Origin of the sequence: Acinetobacter silvestris (genome assembly GCF_002135235.1) — a bacterium.
Classification (GTDB): Bacteria; Pseudomonadota; Gammaproteobacteria; order Pseudomonadales; family Moraxellaceae; genus Acinetobacter; species Acinetobacter silvestris.
The window spans coordinates 23,924-43,850 of record NZ_NEGB01000013.1 but is presented as its reverse complement, the minus strand read 5'-3'; the positions used below and the strand labels follow the sequence as shown (position 1 = coordinate 43,850).

The following is a 19,927-nucleotide window of genomic DNA, read 5'->3' as shown; positions in this document are numbered from 1 at the left end:
GTCTATTTGGTCAAGTTATTATTGTCGACTATGGTTTTTTATTATGATGCTTGAAATGGATGCGGATTTGTTTTGTCTAAGACTAAAAGAAATCCGAAAAATGAGAAAAATGACACAGCAAGAAGTGGCTGAAAAATCAGGCATTCCATCTACATCAATTGCACATATTGAGGCAGGTTCTCGTAAACCATCATTAGAAAATTTTTATAAGTTAGTTGTTGTACTGAATATATCTGCTGATTATTTATTGGGATGTATGGATCAACACACTCATTCAGGAAGTGATCCAATTACGAGGTCTATTCAAGCATTACCTGAATCAGAAAGACTGATGATTGAAAAATTTATCTTATCGTTGCAAAACTAAAATTTTATATCAAAGCTATGTCGCCCGACCTCTTCTTAAGATCAACATGACAATGGTCAGGGTGGGTAATTCCTACTATCCTTAGAAATGTAGTAGTATTTGGTGGTTTTAGCTTCAAACCAGTCATGCTATGAACCATAATTTGAATCAGCTGAGCGAAGCACTCACGGATGTAGAGAGGCTGATTATATTATGTATACGTTATGGGTTGGTCGATAGCAAAAGTGAATATATAACTCATGTTTTTTACTCTTCATCTTCTGCAAATAGTGCTTTAATTTCATCCCAATGTGGGAATACAAGCCTTTTCTTATGAACTTCGAATTGTAAGCCAACACCATCAATAATACGTTCGAATATGTCAAATGAGCCTGTGAATCGACCATTTTCCATCTCAGAGATTGTCGTTTTATTAACAGTTGTCTTTTCTGAAAGTGTCTTCTGTGTATAGCCCAGAGATTTTCTTGCTAAACGTATCTCTATACCTATTTCTCTTCTAGAAGCCATATGAGTTTGTAGTTCCTAAAATTTGTTAGCTATATAGCAAATATTTAGCTTATTTTACCTAATGTTAGCTATATAGCAAACTTTTTATTATGATTCTTGAATAGCAATTGAAGTTATAACATTCAATTTTTCTCTAACCAGCTTAAAAGAATTTATATCTATGGCTGTTTTCAATAAATTTACAGAATTAGGTAGGCCATATACTTTAAGAAGATGCATTTTTATATCTTGAATTATTTGACGAAGCTATAACTTTTAATTTTTTGTGCAATAAAGCCTTATACATATTAGTGTTTAGTTTGAAGACCTTCTACAAATTGTAAAACAGTGGCTAATCCCTGAATATTTTGAATCTGTTCGACCGGAATGCCACCAGTTACTTTATTTGGCGATTTCATAAAATGTTGCGTCATTGAAGTATCACCACCTGAAAGGGCATCTAGGGAAACTGTGATGCGTATGAGCATTAGAGCAATTTCTTTTTGTAGTGAAGAAAACTTACAGTCATCTAGATGGGTTATCGTCAAATCTAGATCAAGAAGCACAGCAAGTTGATCCGATGTAAGACCAAGATGCTCCGCTGCAGATAAAACAGCTTTTGTTAATACAGTTTCGGTTTTAGTCATTTGTTCTATTGTCCGAATTATAAAGTGCGCTTTAGGTTCTACTTTATATCATTTGCACTGATGGTGCTGAACCTGACTTTGAGCATGGTATTCGTGTCTGACAATATCAAAAGGTTGCTAAAATCAGTACAGGAATTGTTCCCTCAATGATCAATTATAGAGGGGCCGTCCACAAGTTTAATAAATGAATTTTAAATTTTATTTCTTAATGATCTTAGCTGGGTGACGACTTGATTTACATCCAGTTCTAAAGCTTCACAATAATGTATAAATTCAAAAATATCTAATTTTCGATCCCCTGTTTCAACTTTTCCAATAAAAGAATAAATAACCCCTAAGCGCTCTGCAAGTGCCCTTTGAGAAAGTCCAAGCTGGTTCCTCTTCTGAATAAATAATTGGCGTAGCCACACATACTCATTAGAGTGAATAGATAAAGTAATGTTTTTCATTGCACCTATAATAGGTGCATGCTACCATGCACCTGTTTTGGGTGCGGTGCTTGATAATATACTGATAATTTGATGTTTTTACATTTAAATCGTGTTGATTGAAGGCAAGGGGATACTCAAAATTAAAAAAATAGAGGGTTTTAATGAAATTTTATAAGTTGATATTAGCGGTTTCGGTTCCTTTCATTCTATCTGCATGTGAGTCGATACCAAATAATGTGCAGACATTGGGTATAACACTGAATAATGGTATTAAAAGTATCAATGAAGTGCTTGGCGCTACAGGGTCAACAAGCAACACATCTACAGGACAAACTAAAACAGCAAGCCAGTCAGCAATGTTAACCAAAGAACAATGCCAAAATTCAAAAGGCAAGACCAAAGTTCAAATCGAAAAAATGGCTCATGAGACACTGACAGATGCGCGGGCAGATATGCTTAACTCAATTGCAGTGACTTATAACTTTCAGATTAGTGATCAAGTTAGCCGTTATGGTTTTGATTCCAGATTTAAAGCGATTTGTTCACTTACTTTTGAGGGCAACCAATCATCTTCTAAAGTATTACATTGGAGTATTGTGGGCTAATTTTGATTTTAGACCCATCCATTCTAAGTAATCATCCAAATCAAAGAATGATGAATATATTTTTAATAAAAAATGACGGAATAGAACAAAGTCTACTCTTAACCAAATTATGTAGAGGTAAAAATGGGGTTTAAGAATTTATTACTTATACCTGGTGTAGCTATGGCGCTATATTTCAGTGGTATCGCTTATGCGGGAATAGCGCCTGAAGTAAAGCCTAGTAAAAACAAGAACAGTAGTTTGAAAAAAATGGTGTCTAAAAAGTGTTTAGATAAGCTAATGATCAGTGATGATGGGAATATGAGCCTCCCTCCTGAGTGCAATTTTTCGTTCAGTGAGTTATATGCTCATGACCAACTCTTCAGGGATAGAGTCGCCAAAGCATTTAAAGCTTCTCCATTTGATGGACGTTTCTTTGATATAGAATCTTCCGCTGAGATCTCTGAACCACCAGGCGACAATGATGATCTTTGGTCTGTTCTACTTGAAACTGTATCTAGAGAAAAGGATATACAAGCACTCGTATTTGCCGTTCCTTACTATAATGAACTTACTGTAATAATTATGGATAGAGGGCTTGGTAATAAGAAATGCAGTTATGGTGTGTATGGAGATACGACGAAGAAAATAAACCAAAGTTTAGACTTAGCTCATCTACATATTTTAAATTATAGAGGAGCATTTAAGGGTTGTAAATTAGTGACCAAAATACCAAATCTTTCAGGCTATGATGGCCTTGCCAATCAATCGTAAATTTCTTTACTACTTTAACAATTTTTTAAAAGTTTATGTTATGTCTTGTGTAAAAAAAACGGTTTTAATAAAGCAGCCTTGGTCTACTATGCAGTGTTTACTTGGCTATTTTATATTTTTTCTGATTACGTTATTTACTTTCAAAATTTATACTGGAATGAAGGCGGATATCTTATTTTATTTTTTGGCTTTCCTCTATTTAATCATTTCATTTTTAATTTATTATCCATTTCGAAGGATATATATCAGTAATATACTGCCTAAAAAACTACACAAGCAAAAATTAAGCTATTTGCAGGCAGAAGGGTTTAATGAAAGCTATTCAGCGACAGGCGTAGTGATTGATACCGTACAGCGAAAAATTGCTTTCACAACCCAAACTTTAGCAGATATTATAATTTTTGATCTTAGCGATATCCGAAGCTGGAATATTGAAACGCAAAAAAATACAATTCGGCGTTCTGATGGTAGTGAGATTTCACGTGATCACTATTCTATCGTAGTGAATACGAATAATGCTGATCAGCCAATGTTTAAGTTCTTTGCATCGAATTCTCATGATGCGCAAGCATGGATATCAAGGTTTAGTGCGATTATTAATGGATGAAAAAGGGACCAATTGATTTAACTTTTTATGTTATTTGAAATTATTTTCCAAGCCGTAGATTATCGGATAAGTCGGCCCTAATCCTTGTTTATGGCCTACCAGTCCTGTTGCTAGTAGGACACTTTTACTTTGGAGAAACCGGACATTTCTATTTGGGGCTTACAAAGCTATTTCGGTATAAGAGATTTTATGTTAAATAAAGGTATCTACTTTCTTTTTTAAAGAAAAATGTTATATCCTTAAAGATAGCCTGATTTATCTGAAGTGAGAGTTTTATGAAAAAAGTTATTGGTATGCAAAACAGCCGTACTCAAGCTTTTCAAACCGTAAAAGCTTCATTTGCAGTGGATAATTTAGTTGTAGAAAATAAAGGCTTACAACCAATAAAAGAATATGTTAATGGTTCTAAGACATTTGAACAGGCTAGAAATACATTAGTTGAACTGTACCGTGTCCGATAGAAATGTTCTTTAATGATGAGCTGCATTATTATTTAACAGAAGAAGATTTTTATGATGATCCATTTTGTGATGAAAATGGAGTACTGATAAACAATCTAGGTATTTCCAATACAAAAGATCTGAATGAGGCAGAGAAAGCTTTAAGTGCCTTACAAAATACTAGGTTACAAGAAGACATACATATTTTTCTAGGTGATTTTGACTTAGAACATTTAAAAAATATACATCATCAATTATTTATAGATATTTATCCATGGGCAGGCCAATTAAGACTCGTGAATACCTATAAAGGTGAATGTATCTTTCTCCGATACAGCAATATAGCTCCTTTATCTGAGCTACTATTTTCATGCTTAAATTATAATTTTGAATATTTAATTGATAATAAAGAAAATATAGATTTAATTTGTAGTTTTTTGGCCAGATTTTTTGTCGTTTTGAACTACATTCATTCATTTAGAGAAGGTAATGGCCGTTCACAACGTTTCATGTTAGGTCAGATATTATTTAAGTTAGGTTATAGAATTGATTGGACTACTGTTAGTTCGGATGCTATGAATCAAGCCGTTATTTCTGGATGGAAGGAAGGTAATTTCAAATTAACTGAAAAAATGATTAAACTAAATATTGAAAAATTAGAATCGAATTGAACAATATATATTTGCTATATAGTTTAACCATATTTCAAGCATACAATATCAGCATTAGCTATGTAATTTATTCTTGATGGTCTACTTGGAACAGGAATGACTGGTAGGCTGCGAATAGGTGGCGGAATTATCCAGTAATTTTCAGTCAGGATTCCTGAGCTTTGTCTTATGCGTGTTCATTCAGCTTTTTCTTTAGCACATTTATTTATTGATTACTTCTCTACAAATTTTTTAGCATTATTGATAAATTTCCTTCACTTTTCTAAAGCTCCTTTTGGAGCAGTAACGTCACGCGACACATAAGTTGTCATGCACCTTTTCATAAATTCAAAGGCTTAGCAATTTTTGCGACACATAATGACATTGTATCGCGACACAACTAGTGACATTTTAAAAGAAAAACGACACATCTCGTGTTATTTTGATAAAAGATACTTCAAGTATATTTATATACTAGAGGTTAAATTAACTTGAGGTTTCAAGAGTATCCTTATATTTCTAATATTGTGCATTGATAGCTGTTCTTGTATTTCGTTCTGCTAAAGAAAAAATTTATGTGGTATCTTAAAGTCGTTATATTTAGCTGATAGTTAGTATAAAAGGTTTTTAATGTTACAGATTTGTTCTGGGAAATTATTCAGTAAAGGCGTGAAGTATCGAAATAATCTTAAAGGTGTTATTTATACAAATTTAAGAATAACTAGAGACAAAAGACTAGATACTGCTGTAGGTTCTTTATGGATGACAAATAACGCAAACTACTCGAATGCAATTTTATTTGAATTTGAAGAGCTAATTGAAGACATACATGGTGAGCCTAATAAAAAACTTTCTGGTGAAATGATATCTCATGGAATTGATAACCTGATACTTGATTTTTCATCAATTTTATCTTTTTTCATGAATTGCACTGCATCACCCAGCCATTCTATTACAGAGAGGTTGCTTAGTGATCAAATTGGAGTTTCAACTCACAAAATACCTAAACAAGTTATAAACAGAGTATTTGATCAAGCAATTTACTGCCAAGAGAATGACGAGGAGCTTTTTAAAGCTTTTGTTAAGCAATTGATTGGACTGAAAAGAAAAACGTTCTTGGCTGTAATGCGTGCTATTCAAACTTATGTTACAGGCATGCAGCGTGTAGCGGATGATTTGGAATTATCTTATACCCTAATAGTTGCGTCTCTCGAATCGCTTGCTCAAAATTTTGATGGCTATAAATCGACTTGGGATCACTATGATTCAAAAAAGAAAAAGGCTATTGATGAAGCTCTATGCGATGCAGATGAGGAAGTATCAAACAAGGTTAAGAATGCAGTTTTAGAAGGCGAACATACAGCATTAGGAAGCCGATTTAGAAGATTTACAATTGAAAATATTGCACCTTCTTATTTTAGGGAAGAAGCCAAATCCGTTAAAAGTCCAATATCAAGATTTGATTTGGATGTAGCTCTTAAAAATGCATATTTAGCAAGATCCAAATATGTTCATCAATTAAATAAATTACCAAAAAGACTAACCTTCGGAGGGTTTTCTAACGAAACTTGTTTTATAGATAATAAAGCATGGTTCACCTTACAAGGATTATCAAGACTTGCAAGGCATGTGATTATTCAATTTATAATGAAGCAGGATACAGTTGAAAATGAGCCATACGATTACACAGATGAGCAACCTAATAAGATAACACTACCAATGAGTCCAGTATATTTTCTTCATCTTATTAACTTAAGTGATGGGATGGCAGGAAAAATATTTGAAGGCCTTCTTCTTCAATTTGAGCAAGGTCTTATGCGAACTCCTAATATAGAAATTTCTAACTTGAGTCACATAATTGAGCATTTACAGAAAGGTTTTAATAATTTAAATAAGAAAGACAGAGAAATTTATTTAGCTATTTTTATTATGTACACTTCGATAGATCCAGAATCTGTCAATCGCGAAGATTTTATACATAAATACTCTAGCATTATTGAAAAGCCAAGTTCAGCTTCATTAGTCATTCATTGTTTATGTATAATGTCGCCAAATTGGAGCTTGTCAACACATTATGAATGTCTGCTGAATTACTTTAAAGAAAGAGATCACAAAACAAACTTCCGTGCGCCTAAATCTATTGAGTCGCTTATTATATTGCAGTTGGCTGAACTGTATCGTCAATCCAATGATAATGCTAAAGTATTGCAACTGCTTGAGATGGCGGTGGAGAATTACCCAGATTATGAAAATCTTCAGCAATTTGAAATTAACTATAAAGCGGAAGCTTGCAAAATAAATAACTTTGAAATTTTATTTCCAGAGAAAGATAATACACCTTAATGATAAATTGGCTAGCGTTTAATAGATTCACATGATGAATAGTCACTAATTCTTTAGAAATCTTTTAAATTTTATCTGTAGATAAAAAACCGACATTAATAGCAGTTTTTTTATGGCCTTTTTATGAATCTCGACAAAATACTGAAATGTGAGCATAGTTTTCCGATTGAATGGCTAGGGGAGTTGTAATGTGATTTTCTGGTTGTTGGCTATGGCTTCGTCTATTGCCCTTTTTCGCCTGTAGTCGAGTTCCTTTTTTGGTGTTCATCCTGAGCTGTTTAGCTATATTGAAAGTACATTTAAGCATTATATTTTTTAGCTCCAAATATACGTTTATCTGCTGTTATTTTCTGGCAATCATATAGAGATAACTTTTGGTCTGAAGAAATCAAATTAAAATCTCAAAAATTAGAAGAAGAACGAAAGGAGAAATTTCAAAAGGTTTCATTGAAGACAAAAGTTGAATCTCCTGTTGCTACTTCTTATTTTGACACATAACTTTATTTAATTAGTGGTTTAATCGCCTGAATAATTGTTACTCAGCATACATTAACTTGAAGTGATTGTTTTCTAATTCTAATTTTTGCAAAAGCTGAAGCACATCTTCAGTGACGCTGAAATGCTTATTTTTCGACAAACAATATGTCGAATGTAATCAATAAAATCCTTGACTCTAATTATGTAATTTTAGAGTACACCCTAAAGTTACCTTCTGAAAGCTCATGAAATTATGTATCATTTAAATGGTTTTTAATCATAAGTAACATGTAACTTTAGTATTAAAGGTTTATAATTTACGAAATTGTTCATTTTTATCCAATTGGGGCGTGAAAAAGTGAAAGGCCAAAAAGTAGGGTATGTCCGAGTCAGTTCTGTCGAGCAAAACACTGGACGTCAACTTGAGGGAATTGAAGTCGACCGGATTTTTGTTGACCGTGCTTCAGGTAAAAATACTGACCGACCGAAATTTCAGGAAATGTTGAACTATGTCCGGGAAGGGGACAGGGTGATTGTCCATTCCATGGATCGTTTTGCACGAAGCCTAAAAGATTTGGTCACTGAAGTGGATAAACTTGTCAAACGAGGGATCGCCATCCAGTTTATAAAAGAAAATATTACTTTTACGGCCGAATCCACCCCGATGGATAATTTGATGCTGCAATTGATGGGTGCTTTTGCACAATTCGAACGTGAGATTATTTTAGAGCGGCAAAAGGAAGGAATTAAACTCGCCTCTGCTCAAGGGAAGTACAAAGGTCGGGTACATAAATTGAAGCCTGAACAGGCTGAAGCTTTACGACAAGCATGGAAAGAGGGGACGTATCCTTCAAAGATGGCATTAGGCAAGGCATTTGGAATTAGTCGTCAGGCGGTATACCGTTATTTAAAAGCCGGTGAAAAACTCAATTAAAATTGGCGACTATATTTAGTTTAACTTATCAAAATCGTGAAAAATTGTTTAAGTTTTAAACGTGGAACACGACTATTCACGTAAAAAGCCCAATCGGGGTGGATTGGGCTTTTACAGATACGATAACACTATGAATTAAAAAGAATAAATTCAAGCATTTCATATAAGGTGTATTATGTTAATTTTAGAAAATCTTAACTATAAGTAAGGTATAAAATTACAACATAAGTTTCACAGCATCTAAACCTGATGTATAAGCGCCATGCACAGTACCAGCACCAAATTGCGCTAAATGTTCACCTGCAAAAAAGATCCGATCGAAGATAGGCTGTTTTAAAATTTCAATATCATCATTAGTTTGTCCAATCGCTTGATAACTAAATGAGCCTTCAGCAAAACAATCCTTACTCCATTCAGTTTTCAACATCTGACTAGGTTGGGGAATGTCATCAAAAATAAGTTTCAGTGATGGTTCAATCTGCTGCCAAATTTCCTGATAACTCAAATCTTCCATCCATGTTGCAGATTTTCCACCAAATAAAAATAATAATGTGGGGCGTTGATAAACCTGACTCATATCCAAAAAGTTCAACCAACGCTGACCATTATGCAGATTGATATTATTGTTAAATTTTTCCTGCTTTGATTGCCAGAAAGCATGATCAAAATGCACAAATAATTTATTAAACACCCCATAACCGATTTTTTGGATGGCCTGCTTTTTTTGGGTAGGTAAGTCGGGGATAAACTGAATATGCTGCTTTTTCAGCACACCCAATGGCACCGCAATAACGATTTGGCTGGCTAAAAAACATTCACCTTTTTCTGTGAAAACTTGGATCAGTTCCTGAGTAGAGTCAATAGATTGCACCACTTGATTGGTCAGGATAGTGATATCTTGGGATAAGGTTTCAACCACTTGAACATAGCCTTGTGGAAAGACCACTTCATCTCCAGCAAAAAATCCTTCATTTTTCCAAAACTCAGCAGATAAATCTGTTAAATCACTCGCACAGGGGTCTTCAGCCAGTAATTTGAAAAAATCGAATAGGATTTTTTTAAGCTTCAATTGTTCAGTTGGATTTAATTGCAACTGGCTGTGCATAAATTCTTGGAACGCTGCCGCATGAAGCCATGTTTCTAAGGCTGCTAAAGCATGCGAATAATGCTCAGTCGGATTGATCGTTTTAAATTGAGTGAATAAGTAATCTAAACTTTGTTCAAAAATATTCTGTTCTTTTGAGCTAAATCGTTGCCCATTTTCATGATAATAAATCGCTTCATTATAATTAAATACAGTGGTTTCTATCTGATTGTGCTGCACAATTGACCAGATCGGATTGTTTTCAATCCCATGAATCCATGATGCCCCTAAATCATAAACATGTTGTCCTACTTTTTGACTGAAAATACGACCACCGAGTCGGTCTCGTGCCTCAAGCACAATAACTTTTTTACCTGCCTTTTGTAATTCACTAGCAGCAGCTAAACCGGCTATACCCGCGCCAATGACAACAATAGGTGCTTCTTTATTTTGATTCATAGTCATAACTTATAGATATTTAAAAGATAAGAAGTAAAAATAGAATATTTAAATTAAGACGCGGATTTTAAAATCATCCGCGCTTATACAGTTTTAAATTGAATGATCTAACGTTGATATATTTTTTTACCGTTAAAGATTGTCCATACCACTTTTGTTTCTGCTAATTGCTCAGGTGGTACGGTAAAAATATCCCGATCAAGTACGATCATGTCCGCTTTTTTACCAGCTTCCAATGTACCAATCTCTTTTTCTCGTCCTAAAGCCTTAGCTGCATTAATTGTATAGGCTTTAAAAGCAGTCTCACGATCAATTGCTTCACTTGGATTTAAATAACTGCCACCTTCAGCAGTACGTGTCATACCAATAGCCATTGCAATAAATGGATTAGGCGTTGATACAGGAGCATCACTCGCTCCTGCAAGTATTGCTCCATGCTTGACCAATGAGCCCGCTGGGTACATTCCCTCATAAGAAGTTTGACTGATATATGGTTTAACTAAAGTTTTATTAAATCCATCTTCATAAGCCCATGCCAATTGCATAGAAGCAATCACATCATTTTGTTTAAATCGACCATAATCCTTTGGGTCGACCAATTGAAGATGAGTAATCGTATGAGCAACATGGCTCTGACGTTTAGACCGTGCATATTCAATAGCATTCAATGACTCATTCACTGCTTTATCGCCAATTGCATGAATATGAACGAGCATATTTCGTTGATCGGCTTCGTCAACTAATATTTTAAATACTTGAGGGTCAAACAATAATTGACCACTTTTTTTACTATTGGAATACTGTCCTATCAAAGCAGCTGATTGTGCAGGATATTCCAAAATCCCATCTGCAAATACTTTCATACCAGTTAACTTAAAGTTTTCAATATTATTATATTTCTGGTTAATGACTTGCAGTGTATCCAATACTTTTGCAGTACTTTTTGAGTTAATGATATGCAACCCCGAAACACGTGCAGTCAACTCTCCTTTTTCAGAAAGCTCTTTATACATCGGAATAACACCAACGGTATTTTCAGTATTTTTAATATTAAAAATACCCTGTAAAGGACTTGCATTAGAAGCAATGTCTAACCAGCCTGTAATACCTAGCTGATTCAATTCCTGTACTGCTTTTTTAGATCCTTTATACATTAAATCATGTGGTACGGAAGGAATTTTTTCACTGACAATATCCCAGCCTGAGTCAACTAAAAATCCAGTCGGTTCAAATTTTTGATTATGTCGAATATTTTGTTGATCTTCTGCTGTTAATTGACGAACAAATTTTTTGTCTACACCAGCCTTCTTCAGTAAGGCTTTATTTGCCCATGCTGTATGGTGATCACTCCCAACCAATGCTACAGGCTGATTTTTCCATTCGTTGTGATTAAAAACTGCTGACAATTGCTCTTCTAGTTCCCAATACTCAGAAGACAAACCATTTAAAACCAATACATCGCCATATACGGCAGTGCCGTCTTTTTGTGTGACTTTTAATTTTTCTACTACAGCAGGAACACTGATTTCTCCTTCATCCATAGTTGCCATTACTGACTCAACACCTGAAATCAAAGCATGAATATGCGTATCAATTAAGCCCGGCATTAACACTTTTTGTTGTAGATCGACTATCTGTGTATCTGCATCGGCGAGTTTTCTGATTTCGGCATTATTTCCTACTTTTAGGATCGTACCATCATCCGAAACCGCAATTGCTTGTTGTAAAGAAGCATTATCTTTAGCCGTATAAATTTTACCATTTACATAAATGCTTTCGACTCCATTTTTTGCCCAAGAGGTACTAACTAAAAAGGGGCACAGACTTGCTACTAAAAGCGTATTTTTAAAATTAAACATAACTTAAATATCCTTTACTAATTCAACATCACAAAATTTCACAACAAATCGGTGAATAAATAATGCAATGATCTATTGATTTTTTACTGGCCAAATAATGCTTTTGTATAGTTTTCTGCAACATCACTACGTTTACCATCACCATTAAAATAACGATCTACATGGCATTTTCGAGTTTGAGTGTCACAAAAAATACCATTGGCAAAGGTAAATTGAGTATGATCAAACTCACCTTGTGAGAACACTTTATCTACTTGAACCTGCCCGAGATATTTTTGGGTGAGTTCTTTAGAAATTCCTTCAGCATTTGCACAAACATACTGATCACAAAGAACCTGTGGTGTTGGCTGTTTCAAATCAATACCTTGTATAGGTTGCTTTGAGCTTATCTCTGTCGCTTGGCAACCCATTAAAAATATGGGCATAAACAATAAATAAGCTATTTTTTTCATTGTTTTCTCCGAATATAAACTATGAGTTTTTAAAGATAATAATTGAGAATAAATTAACTAAAATTCAGATTTTATCTGTTTTTTGACAGAAAAATCTTAAATCCCAATTTCATAAAGTTGGCATTTATCAAAAGAATACCTTAATTTGAACATGTGTTCAAATTAATTCTAAAAAAATTAAATTCCTAATTCCTGTTGAATTGCTAATATAATTTGATGATGAAAGAATTCAAACTGTACACCCTCCACTTCAAGATTGGATAAGAATTCCAGTCCTACGGCTAAAGAAATCAATCTCAAAGCAATTTCATTTATTCGATCTAATTGAATAATAAATTCTTTTTTTTCCAAACCTATACGTAGTACATCAATGATTGAATTTTGCCAAATTTTGATTGCCTGTGCATAGACTTGCTTAAATGTAGGATGACTGTACACATTACTTTCTGCATCATTCCAAACTCGAATATAAGGTGTTTCGGAAGTTGTTGCTTCTGAACCTAATAAATAGATTAACTTTTCTTTGGTAGTGGCGTTATCTGGCAATCGATTCAGATTTAAATTTTCATGGACTAATGCTAAAAAAACTTGTGATTTTAAATCATGAATAGAATCAAAATGATGATGTACTTGACCAACCGAAAATTCTGCTTTTTCTGCTAGTTTTCTTACTGTTAATGTATTTAAACCTTCAGATAAAACAAATTTTTTTGCTGAATCAATAATTTGTTGTTTTCTTTCACTTTTGCTTAAATATGCCATTTTTAAATACCTCTATAAGACTTACTTTAACTGCGTTGAATCTATAAGCCTTAGTTAATAAGTCATTGTGTTTTACAATCATGATTATGAAAGTTCAGCTTTATTGCCAAATTTTTTCTAAGGGCATATCCAACTTTATAACTTTGCAATGCCCAAAACTACACCTGAAGCCAATCGACGCCAACATTACATATTCTGACAGAACTAGATTTATTTAGAGGAATTTAAAAAATAAAGTTATAGAATCTTTTAGTGCTGATTACTTTAGATTGGTAACCATAATTTCTAAATTATTTCGCATCAATAAGGCTAAATTGATGTCGATACCCTTCAGCATCTGCTGTTCCAATTGGTCTACAACCAAATTACATTCGGCAATTTTACTCTGTCCACTTGCAGTCAGCTGAATTAAAATTCTTCGACCATGCGTTGGGTCAGAATGCTTTTCAATCCAACCCAAATTTAATAAATCCTGCAAAATTTTATTGGCTGATTGAGGCTTAATAAACGAACGCTCCGCCAGTTTAGCATTAGACAAACTCCTCTTTGCTGCAAGTACAGATAAAGCGGTGTACTGAGGTAAAGTGATGTTGAGCTGTTTGAGCTGTTCGATTAATAATTTACTAATGACCCTATCGACCCGAGCAATCATATAGCTCAACCTAGGTGATTGATTTTCAATTAATTTGTTTAAATTGTTAGACATATCTATTCTAGACTAAATATGATGAAGTATAATCTAATAGATCATACTTCAAATCAAATAATTAAGTGGAACTGCTTAATAATTGCGTTTGTTGCTTAGGTTTACTTACCAGCATTAACGCAGCTATTGCAGCAATTAAAATCATTGGAATACTCGCTCCAATCACCATTCCAGCGCTTGAACCAAAGGACAATAGCATTCCTGCCAATAATGGCCCTGCAAATGAACCAATGCGACCCACGGCTACAGCAGCACCAACACCAGTTCCACGCATTTCTGTTGGATAAAATCTAGCAGCTAAACCATAAAGTGCAGATTGCCCGCCAACAATAAATAATCCACAACCAATGGCTGATAGTGAAAGTAATGCAACTGTTGGAGAAATAGCGAGACAGCATAATGCAAGCAAAATACCAGTGTAAATCAGTTTAATCACAAAACTCATACGTAGCTTATCTAACAAGAACCCCATGAGAATTGACCCAAATATTCCACCAATGTTGTAGCCAATTTGCACATAGTTGGCTTCATTTTTTGATAGCCCCTGTGCGCCCATCAATAGTGGCAACCAATTCAACAATAAATATAAAACAACCAAGGTACAAAAGAAACTGATCCAGAGTTGGATGGTAGAGAAGCGTCGTTCTTTAGCAAAAAGTACTTGCATAAAAGGCACAGTAGATTGAGTATTTTTCACTAAATATGCATTCGATTCAGGTAAAAACTTAAGTAATAACGGAATCATCAACACCGGTGCCAAACCACCAATATAGAAAATATGGCGCCACTCACTATCACCAGCTAAGGCCATTGCAACAAATGATGTCAACATACCGCCAAAAGGAATACCGCTATACATAATACTGACAGCAGTTCCTTTATATTTATCAGACACAGCTTCTGAAGCCAAAGTAATCATAATTGGTAAAGCTCCCCCCATACCTAATCCAGTTAAGAAACGAATTAGAATGAGTAAGCTATATTGACTTGCAAAAGCAGTTAAAACCGACATAACGCCAAAAAGTAAAATACTAAACATCAATACTTTTTTTCGTCCAATTTTATCTGCCAAACGACCACCTAATAAAGCTCCGGGTAATGTCCCCAAAGTTGCGGCACTAAATGCCCACGCCATCTGAGCATTATCTAAGCCAAATTCTGCTCGCATACGCGGTGCTGCTACGCCCATTGATTGCAGGTCAAAACCTTCAAAAATTGCGATGGCAAAACACAAAGCAAGCGTTAATGTGGCCTTTCCTGAATGGCTTACACTTTTTTCCATTCGTATTATCCTTGTCTTCAATTTTAATTAATAAACATCCTGTATAGTTATTTTTTTTGCTAAAAATAACGCTTAAAATATCACCTAAACTTATATAAAAAACAACAATTATTTTTTAAAATTTATTAAAAATAAAAATTAATATATAAAATACATATATTTGAAAAATAAATTCAAAATAATTCAAAAAAGACTTGAATGTAAGTTTAACTGATATTAAATTAAAAACCATAAAGCAGACCTAGTCATCACGGAGAAACAATAATGACTTATGAAAATCGTTGGAAAACAGTGGATGTAAAAGTTGAATCTGGTATTGCTTGGGTAACGTTAAACCGCCCAGAAAAGAAAAATGCAATGAGCCCTACGCTCAATAAAGAAATGATCGATGTTTTAGAAACTTTAGAATTAGATCAAGAAGCAGGTGTAGTCGTACTTACTGGTGCAGGTGATTCTTGGACTGCAGGAATGGACTTAAAAGAATACTTCCGTGAGGTCGATTCACAACCTGAAATTTATAACGAACGTATTCGTCGTGATTCATGTCGCTGGCAGTGGCAATTGCTTCGTATGTACTCAAAACCAACCATCGCGATGGTCAATGGCTGGTGTTTTGGCGGCGGTTTTTCACCTTTAGTGGCTTGCGACTTAGCGATTGCTGCAGATGAAGCAACCTTTGGTTTATCTGAAATTAACTGGGGTATTCCACCGGGCAATTTAGTCAGTAAAGCGATGGCAGACACTGTTGGTCATCGTACTTCACTTTACTACATCATGACGGGCAAAACTTTTAGCGGTCAAGAAGCTGAAAAAATGGGCTTAGTGAATAAAAGCGTTCCACTTGAGCAATTAAAAGCTGAAGTTACCGAACTGGCGAATACGCTACTTGAGAAAAATCCTGTTGTACTGCGTACTGCAAAAAATGGTTTTAAACGTTGCCGTGAACTCACTTGGGATCAAAATGAAGATTACTTATACGCAAAATTAGATCAATGTCTTCACCGTGATACTGAAGGTGGTCGCCAAGAAGGTTTAAAACAATTCCTTGATGAAAAAGCCATTAAACCAGGTTTACAAAGCTACAAACGTACAGGCTAATTTATTCATTAATGGACATGTAAGGAAACATCCCCCATGAAAAATGTACAGTTACTTATTCACGGACAATCTGTAAATTCAAGTTCAGGACAAACTTTTGAACGTATTAGTCCTATTGATGGAAGTGTCGCGTCAACAGCTGCGGCTGCAACGATTGAAGATGTAGATCACGCTATTGAATCTGCACATCAGGCATTTGCAATCTGGTCTACATTATCGCCAACAGAACGTCGCTTAAGACTACTGAAAGCTGCGGATTTAATGGATCAAAAAACTGAACAGTTTATACAAACTGGAATGCGCGAAACAGGTTCAACTGCAACATGGTATGGGTTTAATGTTCACCTTGCAGCCAATATGCTACGAGAAGCTGCTGGCATGACGACGCAAATCGATGGCAGTATTATTCCATCTGACGTGCCTGGTAATATGGCAATGGGTATTCGAACCCCATGTGGCGTCATTGTTGGCATGGCACCTTGGAATGCCCCTGTCATTCTGGCAACACGTGCACTCGCAATGCCTTTAGCCTGTGGAAATACTGTGGTATTAAAAGCTTCGGAAGCCTGCCCTGCAACTCATCGCTTGATTGCTGAGGTATTACTTGAAGCAGGGCTTGGTGAAGGCGTTGTCAATGTCATTACCCATGCTGCAGCAGATGCACCTAAAATTGTCGAAAGACTCATTTCACATCCACTGACAAAACGTATTAACTTTACCGGCTCAACCCATGTCGGAAAAATTATTGCAGAAACTGCAGCAAAATATTTAAAACCCGTATTACTTGAACTTGGTGGTAAGGCACCTGTACTAGTACTTGATAAAGCCAATATCGAAGATGCTGTGAATGCCATTGCTTTTGGTGCTTTCTTTAATCAGGGACAAATTTGCATGTCAACCGAACGTGTATTGGTTGATGATAAAATTGCAGATCAATTTATTGAAAAACTTGTAGAAAAAACCAAATCCATTCATGCTGGCAATCCGATGAATGAAAACTACCCCTTGGGTGTTTTAGAAAGCGAACATGCTGCAAATCGTCTGCAAGGCTTACTAAAAGATGCGCAAGACAAAGGTGCAAGTTTACCTCTCGGAATCAATATTCAGGGAACAATTATGCAACCGACAGTCATTATTGATGTGACTAAAGACATGAAGATTTATAGTGAAGAATCTTTTGCTCCTGTCTGTACTATTCAACGCTTTAAAACAGAAGCCGAAGCAATTCAACTTGCAAATGACAGTGAATTTGGTTTGTCTTCAGCTGTTTTTAGTCAGGACATTGTACAAGCCTTAGCTGTAGCCAAACAAATTGAATCAGGCATTTGCCACATCAACGGTGCAACCGTGCATGATGAAGCGCAAATGCCATTTGGTGGTGTAAAACAAAGTGGATATGGTCATTTTGGTAGTAAAGTATCAGTTGCAGAATTTACTGAACTTCGCTGGATCACCATTCAAATGACACCGCGACACTATCCTATTTAAATATATAGAAGGATAAAGTATAGCAATGCTCTTTATCCTTCTATTATGAAAAACAGCAATAAAAAATTTACATGGAGTAAGGCAATGGCGCAAATGAATGCTGCCCCACGGAACTATCCTGAGCGTTTAGTAAAACTTGGTGGGCATGAAATTAGTTTTCATTATGACAATGAAATGCTCTATATCTCTCCAAAAGAACAATTGAAAAACTATCCACAAAAACTGACAGATCGATTATTACAATATGCTGCGTCTCATCCAGATCGTACTTTTGCCGCCAAAAGAGATCAACACGGTGAATGGATCAAGCTCAGTTATGCTGAAACGGTTAAACGCGCATGGAATATTGCGCAAGCCCTACATAATCGCCCAGAACTTTCTGCTAAACGTCCTCTCGTGATTCTTTCTGGCAATGATCTTGAGCATTTAACACTTTCTATGGCGGCAATGCTGGCAGGTGTGCCTTTTTCAGCGATTTCCCCTGCATACTCACTTATCTCAAAAGACTTTGCCAAACTTAAGCATATATTCGACGTATTAACACCAGGCATGGTCTTTGCTCATGATGGCAATGCCTTTGCTCAAGCAATTCAAACTTGTGCGAAAGATGATGTCGAAATTGTGACTTATTCTGGAAAAGTGGCTGATCAAAACTGTACTTCATTTCAAAGCTTACTAGAGACAAGCAAACAGAATATAGAACAGCATTATGCAACCTTGGATGAACAGCAAATTGCTAAGTTTTTGTTCACCTCAGGTTCAACAAAACTACCGAAAGCAGTGCCAACGACACATTTAATGCTGTGTGTAAATCAGCAAATGCTGTTACAAACCTTCCCTGAATTTGAAGAAACCCCACCCATCTTATTAGACTGGTTATCTTGGCACCACACTTTTGGGGGCAGTCATAATGTCGGAATTGCCTTATATAACGGTGGCACAATTTACATTGATGATGGCAAACCTGTTTCAGGTAAGTTCGATGAAACCATCCGAAACTTAAAAGAAATTTCACCCACGGTATATTTAAATGTGCCAAAAGGCTGGGAAGAACTCACCGAAGCTTTGGAAAATGATCAAGTGCTCAGAGATTCATTTTTCAGTAACGTCAAAATACTCTTTTTTGCAGGTGCGGCGCTTTCCGAAGCAGGCTGGAATCGACTCGACCATATTGCACAACAACATTGTGGCGAACGGATTCGTATCATGTGTGGTTTAGGTATGACTGAAACAGCACCCTCTTGCACCTTCTCTACAGGCCCACATGTCATGGCAGGCTTTGTCGGTTTCCCTGCACCTGGCTGTGAAATTAAACTTGTACCGAGCAACGATAAACTCGAGTTCTGTGTTCGTGGGTCACATGTCATGCAAGGTTATTGGCGTTTAACTGAAGAGCAAAAATCTGAAGTTTTTGATGATGAAGGTTTTTATCATACAGGCGATGCCGTTCGTTTAGTCGATGTCTCTGATCCAAGCCAAGGCTTAATGTACGACGGACGAATTGCGGAAGATTTTAAATTAAATACAGGAACTTTTGTCAATGTAGGCACACTTCGCAATAAAGTACTCATTCAAGGTAATCAACTCATTCATGATGTTTGCATCACAGGTTCAAATTTAAATGCCATTGGCTTTTTGATTTTCCCAAAATTAGAATCTTGTGCAACGTATGCAGGTTTATCCATTTCTCAACACTCTGCGCAAGATATTTTACAACATCCCAAAATTCAGCAATGGTTTAAACAATTTTTAATTGAATTTAATAAAGATTCGACAGGAAGTTCAAATCGAGTGTCGATGATCTATCTAATGCAGGAAGCTCCACAATTAGATGTCGGTGAAATTACAGATAAAGGCAACTTGAATCAGAGCAGTATTTTAAAAAATCGTGCAGATTTAGTCGATGCCTTATATAACAAAGTGAACGACCATCCCCTGCTGATTAGAGTTCCAACGTTAAATAACTAAACGCTAACACCCCCAAATCTTAAATTTAA

20 protein-coding genes are annotated in these 19,927 nt (G+C 35.5%); 11 read left to right on the top strand and 9 right to left on the bottom strand.

Annotated elements, in window-relative coordinates:
* Window positions 1–43: 43 nt before the first annotated feature.
* The gene (locus tag B9T28_RS14505; RefSeq protein ID WP_086204692.1) at window positions 44–367 is read left to right on the top strand and encodes a helix-turn-helix domain-containing protein; all 324 of its coding nucleotides are present in this window, start codon (window positions 44–46) and stop codon (window positions 365–367) included.
* Between the two features lie 246 nt (window positions 368–613).
* Here the strand turns inward: B9T28_RS14505 and B9T28_RS14500 are convergent, their stop codons facing one another.
* From B9T28_RS14500 to B9T28_RS14490, 3 genes are all read right to left on the bottom strand, one after another.
* Window positions 614–874: a helix-turn-helix domain-containing protein gene (locus tag B9T28_RS14500; RefSeq protein ID WP_086204691.1), complete on the bottom strand. Its 261-nt coding sequence runs from the start codon at window positions 872–874 to the stop codon at window positions 614–616.
* Window positions 875–1,161: 287 nt separating this feature from the next.
* Window positions 1,162–1,500, bottom strand: a complete 339-nt coding sequence (locus B9T28_RS14495) for an antitoxin Xre/MbcA/ParS toxin-binding domain-containing protein (RefSeq protein ID WP_434057142.1) — start codon at window positions 1,498–1,500, stop codon at window positions 1,162–1,164.
* A 191-nt stretch (window positions 1,501–1,691) separates the two neighbouring features.
* Entirely contained in the window at window positions 1,692–1,949 is a 258-nt protein-coding gene (locus B9T28_RS14490) for a helix-turn-helix domain-containing protein (protein ID WP_086204689.1), read from the bottom strand.
* A 143-nt stretch (window positions 1,950–2,092) separates the two neighbouring features.
* On the opposite strand from B9T28_RS14490, the gene B9T28_RS14485 reads away from it, so the two are divergent.
* The 7 genes from B9T28_RS14485 to B9T28_RS14455 all read left to right on the top strand — a co-directional run bounded on the left by B9T28_RS14485 (window position 2,093) and on the right by B9T28_RS14455 (window position 8,740).
* Entirely contained in the window at window positions 2,093–2,536 is a 444-nt protein-coding gene (locus B9T28_RS14485; protein ID WP_086204688.1) for a hypothetical protein, read from the top strand.
* Between the two features lie 123 nt (window positions 2,537–2,659).
* Complete coding sequence (locus tag B9T28_RS14480) at window positions 2,660–3,289, top strand: hypothetical protein (protein ID WP_086204687.1); 630 nt, start codon at window positions 2,660–2,662, stop codon at window positions 3,287–3,289.
* The gene (locus B9T28_RS14475) at window positions 3,267–3,896 is read left to right on the top strand and encodes a hypothetical protein (protein ID WP_143222623.1); all 630 of its coding nucleotides are present in this window, start codon (window positions 3,267–3,269) and stop codon (window positions 3,894–3,896) included. Before B9T28_RS14480 ends, B9T28_RS14475 begins: the two co-directional genes overlap by 23 nt.
* Before the next feature lie 275 nt (window positions 3,897–4,171).
* Window positions 4,172–4,357 carry a hypothetical protein gene (locus tag B9T28_RS14470; RefSeq protein WP_086204685.1) on the top strand — a complete coding sequence of 62 codons (186 nt, stop codon included), beginning with the start codon at window positions 4,172–4,174 and terminating at the stop codon, window positions 4,355–4,357.
* 2 nt (window positions 4,358–4,359) lie between these two features.
* Complete coding sequence (locus B9T28_RS14465) at window positions 4,360–5,007, top strand: Fic/DOC family protein (RefSeq protein WP_086204684.1); 648 nt, start codon at window positions 4,360–4,362, stop codon at window positions 5,005–5,007.
* 609 nt (window positions 5,008–5,616) lie between these two features.
* Complete coding sequence (locus B9T28_RS14460; protein ID WP_086204683.1) at window positions 5,617–7,329, top strand: hypothetical protein; 1,713 nt, start codon at window positions 5,617–5,619, stop codon at window positions 7,327–7,329.
* Window positions 7,330–8,164: 835 nt separating this feature from the next.
* The gene (locus tag B9T28_RS14455) at window positions 8,165–8,740 is read left to right on the top strand and encodes a recombinase family protein (RefSeq protein ID WP_213032980.1); all 576 of its coding nucleotides are present in this window, start codon (window positions 8,165–8,167) and stop codon (window positions 8,738–8,740) included.
* A gap of 217 nt (window positions 8,741–8,957) precedes the next feature.
* On the opposite strand, the gene B9T28_RS14450 is transcribed toward B9T28_RS14455, so the two are convergent.
* The 6 genes from B9T28_RS14450 to mhpT all read right to left on the bottom strand — a co-directional run bounded on the left by B9T28_RS14450 (window position 8,958) and on the right by mhpT (window position 15,344).
* Window positions 8,958–10,283: a flavin monoamine oxidase family protein gene (locus B9T28_RS14450; RefSeq protein ID WP_086204681.1), complete on the bottom strand. Its 1,326-nt coding sequence runs from the start codon at window positions 10,281–10,283 to the stop codon at window positions 8,958–8,960.
* A gap of 107 nt (window positions 10,284–10,390) precedes the next feature.
* The gene (locus B9T28_RS14445) at window positions 10,391–12,142 is read right to left on the bottom strand and encodes an amidohydrolase (RefSeq protein ID WP_086204680.1); all 1,752 of its coding nucleotides are present in this window, start codon (window positions 12,140–12,142) and stop codon (window positions 10,391–10,393) included.
* 83 nt (window positions 12,143–12,225) lie between these two features.
* Window positions 12,226–12,594 (bottom strand): YcgJ family protein, encoded by a 369-nt coding sequence (locus B9T28_RS14440; protein ID WP_086204679.1) that lies wholly within the window; start codon window positions 12,592–12,594, stop codon window positions 12,226–12,228.
* A 177-nt stretch (window positions 12,595–12,771) separates the two neighbouring features.
* Window positions 12,772–13,356, bottom strand: coding sequence for a TetR family transcriptional regulator (locus B9T28_RS14435; RefSeq protein ID WP_086204678.1), 585 nt, complete (start codon window positions 13,354–13,356; stop codon window positions 12,772–12,774).
* A gap of 259 nt (window positions 13,357–13,615) precedes the next feature.
* Window positions 13,616–14,062, bottom strand: coding sequence for a MarR family winged helix-turn-helix transcriptional regulator (locus B9T28_RS14430; protein WP_086204677.1), 447 nt, complete (start codon window positions 14,060–14,062; stop codon window positions 13,616–13,618).
* A 61-nt stretch (window positions 14,063–14,123) separates the two neighbouring features.
* Complete coding sequence (gene mhpT, locus B9T28_RS14425; RefSeq protein WP_086204676.1) at window positions 14,124–15,344, bottom strand: 3-(3-hydroxy-phenyl)propionate transporter MhpT; 1,221 nt, start codon at window positions 15,342–15,344, stop codon at window positions 14,124–14,126.
* Window positions 15,345–15,608: 264 nt separating this feature from the next.
* Between mhpT and B9T28_RS14420 the strand changes: the two genes are divergently transcribed.
* From B9T28_RS14420 to B9T28_RS14410, 3 genes are all read left to right on the top strand, one after another.
* The gene (locus B9T28_RS14420; protein ID WP_086204675.1) at window positions 15,609–16,442 is read left to right on the top strand and encodes a p-hydroxycinnamoyl CoA hydratase/lyase; all 834 of its coding nucleotides are present in this window, start codon (window positions 15,609–15,611) and stop codon (window positions 16,440–16,442) included.
* Between the two features lie 36 nt (window positions 16,443–16,478).
* A complete protein-coding gene (locus tag B9T28_RS14415; RefSeq protein WP_086204674.1) occupies window positions 16,479–17,930 on the top strand; it encodes an aldehyde dehydrogenase in 1,452 nt (483 codons plus the stop codon).
* A gap of 84 nt (window positions 17,931–18,014) precedes the next feature.
* Window positions 18,015–19,898, top strand: coding sequence for a feruloyl-CoA synthase (locus B9T28_RS14410; protein ID WP_171263535.1), 1,884 nt, complete (start codon window positions 18,015–18,017; stop codon window positions 19,896–19,898).
* Window positions 19,899–19,927: the final 29 nt, after the last annotated feature.

Bases quoted from the DNA above. Each gene is read 5' to 3' on its own strand.
- B9T28_RS14500 (WP_086204691.1), bottom strand. From the start codon at position 874: ATGGCTTCTAGAAGAGAAATAGGTATAGAGATACGTTTAGCAAGAAAA.
- B9T28_RS14505 (WP_086204692.1), top strand. From the start codon at position 44: ATGATGCTTGAAATGGATGCGGATTTGTTTTGTCTAAGACTAAAAGAA.
- B9T28_RS14450 (WP_086204681.1), bottom strand. From the start codon at position 10,283: ATGAATCAAAATAAAGAAGCACCTATTGTTGTCATTGGCGCGGGTATA.
- B9T28_RS14490 (WP_086204689.1), bottom strand. From the start codon at position 1,949: ATGAAAAACATTACTTTATCTATTCACTCTAATGAGTATGTGTGGCTA.
- mhpT (WP_086204676.1), bottom strand. From the start codon at position 15,344: ATGGAAAAAAGTGTAAGCCATTCAGGAAAGGCCACATTAACGCTTGCT.
- B9T28_RS14465 (WP_086204684.1), top strand. From the start codon at position 4,360: ATGTTCTTTAATGATGAGCTGCATTATTATTTAACAGAAGAAGATTTT.
- B9T28_RS14410 (WP_171263535.1), top strand. From the start codon at position 18,015: ATGGCGCAAATGAATGCTGCCCCACGGAACTATCCTGAGCGTTTAGTA.
- B9T28_RS14460 (WP_086204683.1), top strand. From the start codon at position 5,617: ATGTTACAGATTTGTTCTGGGAAATTATTCAGTAAAGGCGTGAAGTAT.
- B9T28_RS14480 (WP_086204687.1), top strand. From the start codon at position 2,660: ATGGGGTTTAAGAATTTATTACTTATACCTGGTGTAGCTATGGCGCTA.
- B9T28_RS14475 (WP_143222623.1), top strand. From the start codon at position 3,267: ATGGCCTTGCCAATCAATCGTAAATTTCTTTACTACTTTAACAATTTT.
- B9T28_RS14470 (WP_086204685.1), top strand. From the start codon at position 4,172: ATGAAAAAAGTTATTGGTATGCAAAACAGCCGTACTCAAGCTTTTCAA.
- B9T28_RS14440 (WP_086204679.1), bottom strand. From the start codon at position 12,594: ATGAAAAAAATAGCTTATTTATTGTTTATGCCCATATTTTTAATGGGT.
- B9T28_RS14415 (WP_086204674.1), top strand. From the start codon at position 16,479: ATGAAAAATGTACAGTTACTTATTCACGGACAATCTGTAAATTCAAGT.
- B9T28_RS14495 (WP_434057142.1), bottom strand. From the start codon at position 1,500: ATGACTAAAACCGAAACTGTATTAACAAAAGCTGTTTTATCTGCAGCG.
- B9T28_RS14435 (WP_086204678.1), bottom strand. From the start codon at position 13,356: ATGGCATATTTAAGCAAAAGTGAAAGAAAACAACAAATTATTGATTCA.
- B9T28_RS14445 (WP_086204680.1), bottom strand. From the start codon at position 12,142: ATGTTTAATTTTAAAAATACGCTTTTAGTAGCAAGTCTGTGCCCCTTT.
- B9T28_RS14430 (WP_086204677.1), bottom strand. From the start codon at position 14,062: ATGTCTAACAATTTAAACAAATTAATTGAAAATCAATCACCTAGGTTG.
- B9T28_RS14420 (WP_086204675.1), top strand. From the start codon at position 15,609: ATGACTTATGAAAATCGTTGGAAAACAGTGGATGTAAAAGTTGAATCT.
- B9T28_RS14485 (WP_086204688.1), top strand. From the start codon at position 2,093: ATGAAATTTTATAAGTTGATATTAGCGGTTTCGGTTCCTTTCATTCTA.